Here is a 5964-nt window from a genome sequence, read left to right on the forward strand (position 1 = left end):
TATAATTTTGTCAGAATTCATTCTAGTTTTGGTGATCCGCCTGGTGATGTTACTGAATGGCTTCAGGAGGTGATGCCCCAGTTATCCTAACAGTATCAATTCAGCACAAAAAAATTTTTAGTTACCAAAGCTAAGTTTTTCATGGGGTGAGTGTCATGAAAGTTGTCGTGGGAATACCAAGTTACAACAATGCTGATACAATTGGCTTTGTTGTCAAGCAAGCCGCAGAAGGTCTCAAAAAGTACTTTGGAGGAGGGATTATAGTTAATGCAGATGGGGGAAGCACTGATGGAACTAGAGATGTAGTTCTCTCGACTAGCGTCCCTGAAGGCGTCGAGGTGCATAGCTTTGTCTATAAATGGCCAATCCCAGGGAAAGGGAGTGCTATGAAGGAAATTATGGAATTTGCAAGAGAAAGAGATGCAGATGCTGTAGTATTTGTGGATAGTGATTTGAGGAGCATTACTCCTGAGTGGATCTACAAATTTGCAAAACCGATTGAAGAAGGGTATGATTTTGTGGCTCCTCTCTATCTAAGACATAAATGGGATGGAACTATAACAAATAACATAGCCTATCCAATGACAGCTTCGCTGTATGGGTTTGACATCAGACAGCCAATAGGTGGGGACTTTGGAATCTCTGCAAAAATGATTGACCTTTATCTAGAAGATGAGGAAGTATGGAAGACCGATGTTGCTAGATTTGGAGTTGACATATTCCTAACAACAACGGCAATAGCCAATAAGAAGAAAGTTGTTCAAGTAAGCCTAGGAATGAAAATCCACAATCCAAAGGATCCTGCCTCATCTTTGGGCCCAATGTTCAATCAGGTAGTGGGAACACTTTACATGCTAATGAAGAAATATGAGAACATTTGGAAGAATGTCAAAGAAATTAAACCTGTTGAGACATGGGGAGAAGAAGTTTCTGGGGAGCCAGAGGAAGTTAAAGTCAATCTTGAGCTGCTAAAGCAGAGGGCTAGGGAATTGTTCTATAAAGAGAAAGAAATTTTGAAAAAAGCATTGGCTCCAGAAACATATTTCGGAGTGGAAAAGGTTCTTGAGAGTTTTGACTTCCCAGATGAACTATGGGCTAAAGTGCTGTTTGATGGGGCTGTCGCATATAAATTGGGAATATTGAAGAATGCTGAACCGTTAATTCCTCTTTACTTTGCAAAGACAGCAGACTTTGTAATAAAGACTATGGACATGCCAACAGTAGAAGCAGAAAAATTAGTAAGAAGGAGGGCAAAGGTGTTCTTGGAGCAGAAGGATTACCTAATTGAGAGATGGTTTGGTCATTCGAGATGATATCCCTCCGCTTCATACAACATTTTCAATATTCTGTCTCCTTCCTCATGTTTCTTAATGATTTTCTCCGCTAGATCAATTACCTCCAGAAATCTGTTGTGCATCATTAGAAACTCAATAGCATCTAGAGCTTTTAGGTATTCAAGGCTTTTCTCCTTTGCTGCAAGATATTTCACTATTGCCATCCTTATTCTTGCCCTGAAGTATACTTTCCCTTCGCTTTCGTATAAGGCCTCTTTGTATGCTTTCATAGCATTTTCGAACCTTCCTATCCCTATTAGCGCTTCTGCAAGTTCCATGAGCTTGTCTCCTGCATCTCTATACCTTTCTGTTGCCCTGAGAGTGTCTATTACTTGGTTTAAGATTTTCACTAAATTTATTCCAATAAGGTTAGCTCTGTTAAAGTTTCTAGCTAGGAGGTATGCATATTGGGCTCTTAGTAATAGGGTCGCCATAGTTTCTAAGTCTCCTTCTGCATATGCAAGCTTACTAGCTTTCTCATAGTGTTTTCCTGCTGTCTCCATTAGCTCAGTATATCTCTCGTCGTATCCAAAAATGCTCTTTATGTAATTTCCAACCTTTTCGAAGGTTTCCCCACTCTTTACATAATCTTCATTTGCCACGGCCTCTTCCGCTATCCTGCTGAAAATTTCTACGAGTCTACTTGCTATTTTCTTAACTCCTTCCTTATCTCCCAAGAGATCATAGTATCTGTATGAGGCCTCATAAGCTACAATTGCAGATTCTATCTCTTCTGCTTCCTCATAATTAGCTCCTAAATCGGCGTATAGGTTTGCAAACTCCGTGGCATACTTTCTGACGTGCTCTTTATCTTCTAGGAAGGTAAATGCTTCAATAACATTTAGACTTAACCCAGTTAGTCTCTCTAAGCTTACCTCTGAACGATCTAACTCCCTCTCTAAGAGTTTCACATAGAGGTATGCTGCTCTCACCATTAAAGGTCTTGCCTGCTTTTTAAGTCCAAAATTGTGTGTCAAAAGGAGAGCAGCTTCTTTGTAGAGGGTAGCAGCTTCCCTGGGTTTTCCACTCTCTTCATACTTTTTTGCAGCTCTAACTAGGAGTGTGATACCATCTTTGATTTTACCCTCTTTTAATAGCTTTCTAGCTTCTCTCTCAATTTCCTCAGGAGGAGAAAACATTGGATCTATCTCCAAATCCCCACCCTCCTTTATAGTTTGGATAAATAAAAATGTTATTTAAGTCTTTCCAGAATTCCAAGTGGATAAAAGGAGAGTGATGCTTTGGCTTGTACCTCTTCCATCCCAATTGCTATCCCCAAGCTGATCAATTCTTTTACTCCTCTGACTTGAAATTTTCCCTTAGCTGAGGAAGAAATAAATCGTGGAACCTTATATTTATTTACGAGTGTCCATGCCTTTCTCATGAATTTTAATGCATTTGCCCTCTCATATGGATTTTGATGTAAAAGAGGCCTTAGAGAGAATCCCAGGGCCACCCCTCTCTTATTCATCATCCTAGCCAAGACATGGTCAATGCCTTGATCCTTCCTATTTGCCCAGGGGGATATAACTGCGTCTACACCTCTCTCGATGGAATACCTCACAACTCTGAGATCGCTGCTTTCCACGTAGATTAGATAATTTTGTTTAAATCTCTGAACAGCCTCTTTTACGAGAGAAGGCTTTGGATTAATTAAAGTAATCGCAACATTTCCGTATTCTTTCTTAATTTCTTTAAGTCTCTCTTTATCTAAAACTCCTGGAGGGATTTCATACGAAAAAACAACATCATCGAACCACTCCTCAGCAAGTTCATAAGCTTCTCTGCTTCTAATGTCCATCTCTACAAACTTCACTCCATTTCTCCCTCCAGCCATTTCTTCACTGCTTCAACAACGCTTTCCTTCCTCATTGGAAATGCTTTGACCTTAATTCTTAAATGAATAACATCCTCTCCTTCACTGACCTTTACCTCTCCCAAATAGGCCTTTTGCTTATCGAACCTAATGTAGAATGTTCCAGTTTCGTCTACTTTTTCCTCTATGTGCTCTAACAAGTATTTCTTGTCTTCTTCGCTTAGGAGGTTCCTAAGATTTTCGAGAAATTTTCTTATATTTCTTGAATGCTTAAGCTCAGCATCAAGAACCAATATGGGGTTTCCGAAATAACCTTCAGTTTCTATAATTTCAAACTCTACATCCTTTGGCGATATATCTTCGGGGAATAAGGTTTCCAATGCTTCAAGAACTTTCTCTGGATCCTCAGTTGCGTGGATGAATGTTCTAATCCTAATGTTATGAGCTTGCAACCGCCCTTTCATTGTCATCCCCTAGAATAAATTTGGAATTTGAAGATTAAAAAGTTTAGTCTACTATCTCGCCAAGAAGATAAGTGGAAGTGGCTCCATTTACCTTTGCCCTAGCGAATTCTCCTTTTTCTCCTCTTGGGATTATTATGTGCTTGTAATTCATCGTTACGGCATCAACATTTCCTTTCTTTCCTTCTCCATGAACGAGAATGTCGACTTTCCTACCTACGTATCTCTGGTTGATTTCATAGCTTATCTGAAGTCTCACCCTGTGCATAATTCTTGACCTCTCCTTGACGACCCATCCTGGGAGTTGCTTCCACTTAGCTGCAATTGTCCCAGGTCTTGGGGAATAGCGAGATACATTTACTTTATCGGGCTTTATCCTCTTGATTAGCTCTAAACTTCTTTGAAATGCTTCTTCACTTTCTCCTGGGAAACCAACTATTATGTCCGTATGTAAATTTAGATCTGGAAACTCTCTTCTGAAAGCGTTAACTATTTCCTCAAATTCTTCCACTGTGTATGTTCTCCCCATTCTTCTCAAAATTTCGTTATCTCCACTCTGAACTGGCAAATGAAGGAACTTGTAAACTTTTTCATCCTTGTATGCTTCTATAAGCTCGTCTAGGAACTTCAATACATGATTTGGATTCATCATTCCAACCCTAATCCTAAATTCGCCTTCTATTGCTGTAATTTCATCTAATAACTTTGCTAGGTTAGTTCCTATGTCGAATCCGTAGCATCCCGTATCCTCCGCTGAAAGCCAAATTTCTTTGTACCCTTGTCTAATGGCCCACTTTACCCATTCAACAATCTTCTCTGGAGAGTAGCTTTTGAGGACTCCTCTAGCTGATCTAGTGGCACAGTAGGTACAACCATTTAAACACCCTTCAGCAATTGGGAGAATAAAGTGAACTCCTCTCGGGCTTAACCTGGGAAAATCTAGCTTATCAAGATTTCTCTTTCTCCAGTCAGGGACACTTATGAGCTTCTCACCTCTTAAGGCATATTCCACTGCTTGAACTATTCTGTCTATGCTTTTAACTCCCAAAACTGCTGACACTCTCTCATCAATAGCATCGGGATTAACGTGAGGAAGGCATCCTGTAACTATAACTTTCTTTCCCCTATCTAATAACTCTCTTATTCTCCTCGCAATCTTTACTTCTGTGGGATCTTTTACGGCACATGAATTAACAACAACAATGTCAGCATTTTCTTCTCCTTCTACTATCTCATAACCTGAAGACAAAAGTAGGCCTGCCATAATCTCTCCATCTGCTCTATTTCTCGCACATCCATAGTTCTCAATGTATACTTTTGTCATCGCACCTTCATATTCAAGGGATTTTAAGTAATTTTCTCTTATGCTCTATAACCTTTGGTTTACAATATCTTTATAAACACTCAATGTTCACAACATTTGAGTATGTTCAAAAATGTTCACGTGATCGGAGGTGTTCATCATGTATAAAATCCTCGAGAAAAAGGAAATCGCAATGAGAAATACCTGGTATAAAGTTTACGCACCTCACGTAGCTAAAAAAGTTCAGCCAGGACAGTTCGTCATAGTTAGAGCCTTTCCGAACGGAGAAAGAATTCCTTTGACTCCTGTAATGTGGGATAGAGAAGAGGGGTGGATAGTTCTAATAGTATTTACAAGAGGAAAGACAACAATGAGGATGGCAGTGGAGCTTAAGGAAGGGGATTCACTGTTAAACGTAGCGGGACCACTAGGGACGCCAGTTCCTATGGAAAAGTTTGGAAAAATACTTGCAATAGGTGCTTATACTGGAATAGTGGAAGTGTATCCAATTGCAAAAGCCTGGCAGGAAATAGGAAATGACGTAACAACACTTCACGTAACTTTCGAGCCAATGGTAATTCTCAAGGAAGAACTTGAGAAGGCAGTAACCAGGCACATTGTAGAACCTGTCCCATTGAATCCAAATCAGGACTTCTTAGCTAACATGAAAAACGTGTCTCAAAGACTCAAAGAAAAGGTTAGAGAGCTTTTAGAAAGTGAAGACTGGGATTTAGTATTTATGGTCGGCCCAGTTGGAGACCAAAAGCAGGTATTTGAAGTTGTAAAAGAGTATGGTGTCCCAATGAAGGTTGACCTCCATCCCATCATGGTTGATGGGACTGGGATGTGTGGGGCTTGTAGGGTTACAGTTGGTGGTGAAGTCAAATTCGCATGCGTAGACGGCCCAGAATTCGACGCATATCAAGTAGATTGGGATGAGCTGATTCACAGAGTGGGGTTCTATGCCAAGTTGGAAAAATTAGCTCTGGAGAAATATATGGAAGAGCTTAAGGCTAAGGGGGTGATTTGAATGCCTAGGCTTATTAAAGA

General features: G+C 40.1%; 6 protein-coding genes and 1 pseudogene. 3 read left to right on the plus strand and 4 right to left on the minus strand.

What is annotated here, in order from left to right; all coding sequences use genetic code 11:
• Positions 1-90, plus strand: a pseudogene (locus tag PWP39_RS09455) (IS6 family transposase); the annotation flags it as partial.
• A 65-nt stretch (positions 91-155) separates the two neighbouring features.
• A complete protein-coding gene (locus PWP39_RS09460) occupies positions 156-1313 on the plus strand; it encodes a glycosyltransferase (protein ID WP_011013056.1) in 1158 nt (385 codons plus the stop codon).
• On the opposite strand, the gene PWP39_RS09465 is transcribed toward PWP39_RS09460, so the two are convergent.
• The 4 genes from PWP39_RS09465 to PWP39_RS09480 are packed head-to-tail and all read right to left on the minus strand — an operon-like array spanning position 1301 to position 4935.
• Positions 1301-2488, minus strand: a complete 1188-nt coding sequence (locus PWP39_RS09465) for a hypothetical protein (protein WP_011013055.1) — start codon at positions 2486-2488, stop codon at positions 1301-1303. The two genes, PWP39_RS09460 and PWP39_RS09465, sit on opposite strands and share 13 nt — an antisense overlap.
• Before the next feature lie 38 nt (positions 2489-2526).
• Complete coding sequence (locus PWP39_RS09470) at positions 2527-3171, minus strand: Ribonuclease P protein component 3 (protein WP_011013054.1); 645 nt, start codon at positions 3169-3171, stop codon at positions 2527-2529.
• Complete coding sequence (locus PWP39_RS09475) at positions 3147-3614, minus strand: RNA-binding protein (protein ID WP_014835534.1); 468 nt, start codon at positions 3612-3614, stop codon at positions 3147-3149. Before PWP39_RS09475 ends, PWP39_RS09470 begins: the two co-directional genes overlap by 25 nt.
• 43 nt (positions 3615-3657) lie before the next feature.
• A complete protein-coding gene (locus PWP39_RS09480) occupies positions 3658-4935 on the minus strand; it encodes a tRNA (N(6)-L-threonylcarbamoyladenosine(37)-C(2))-methylthiotransferase (RefSeq protein ID WP_011013052.1) in 1278 nt (425 codons plus the stop codon).
• 139 nt (positions 4936-5074) lie between these two features.
• Here PWP39_RS09480 and PWP39_RS09485 point away from each other — a divergent pair, with 139 nt between their 5' ends.
• On the plus strand, positions 5075-5944 hold the full coding sequence (locus tag PWP39_RS09485) for a sulfide/dihydroorotate dehydrogenase-like FAD/NAD-binding protein (protein ID WP_011013051.1): 870 nt from the start codon (positions 5075-5077) through the stop codon (positions 5942-5944).
• Positions 5945-5964 lie beyond the last annotated feature (20 nt).

It is taken from the genome of Pyrococcus sp., from assembly GCF_030153625.1.
Taxonomy (GTDB): domain Archaea; phylum Methanobacteriota_B; class Thermococci; order Thermococcales; family Thermococcaceae; genus Pyrococcus; species Pyrococcus furiosus.

What these genes read in the sequence shown, in the direction of transcription:
- PWP39_RS09480 (WP_011013052.1), bottom strand. Translation starts at nt 4,935, where the DNA reads ATGACAAAAGTATACATTGAGAACTATGGATGTGCGAGAAATAGAGCA.
- PWP39_RS09460 (WP_011013056.1), top strand. Translation starts at nt 156, where the DNA reads ATGAAAGTTGTCGTGGGAATACCAAGTTACAACAATGCTGATACAATT.
- PWP39_RS09475 (WP_014835534.1), bottom strand. Translation starts at nt 3,614, where the DNA reads ATGAAAGGGCGGTTGCAAGCTCATAACATTAGGATTAGAACATTCATC.
- PWP39_RS09470 (WP_011013054.1), bottom strand. Translation starts at nt 3,171, where the DNA reads ATGGCTGGAGGGAGAAATGGAGTGAAGTTTGTAGAGATGGACATTAGA.
- PWP39_RS09485 (WP_011013051.1), top strand. Translation starts at nt 5,075, where the DNA reads ATGTATAAAATCCTCGAGAAAAAGGAAATCGCAATGAGAAATACCTGG.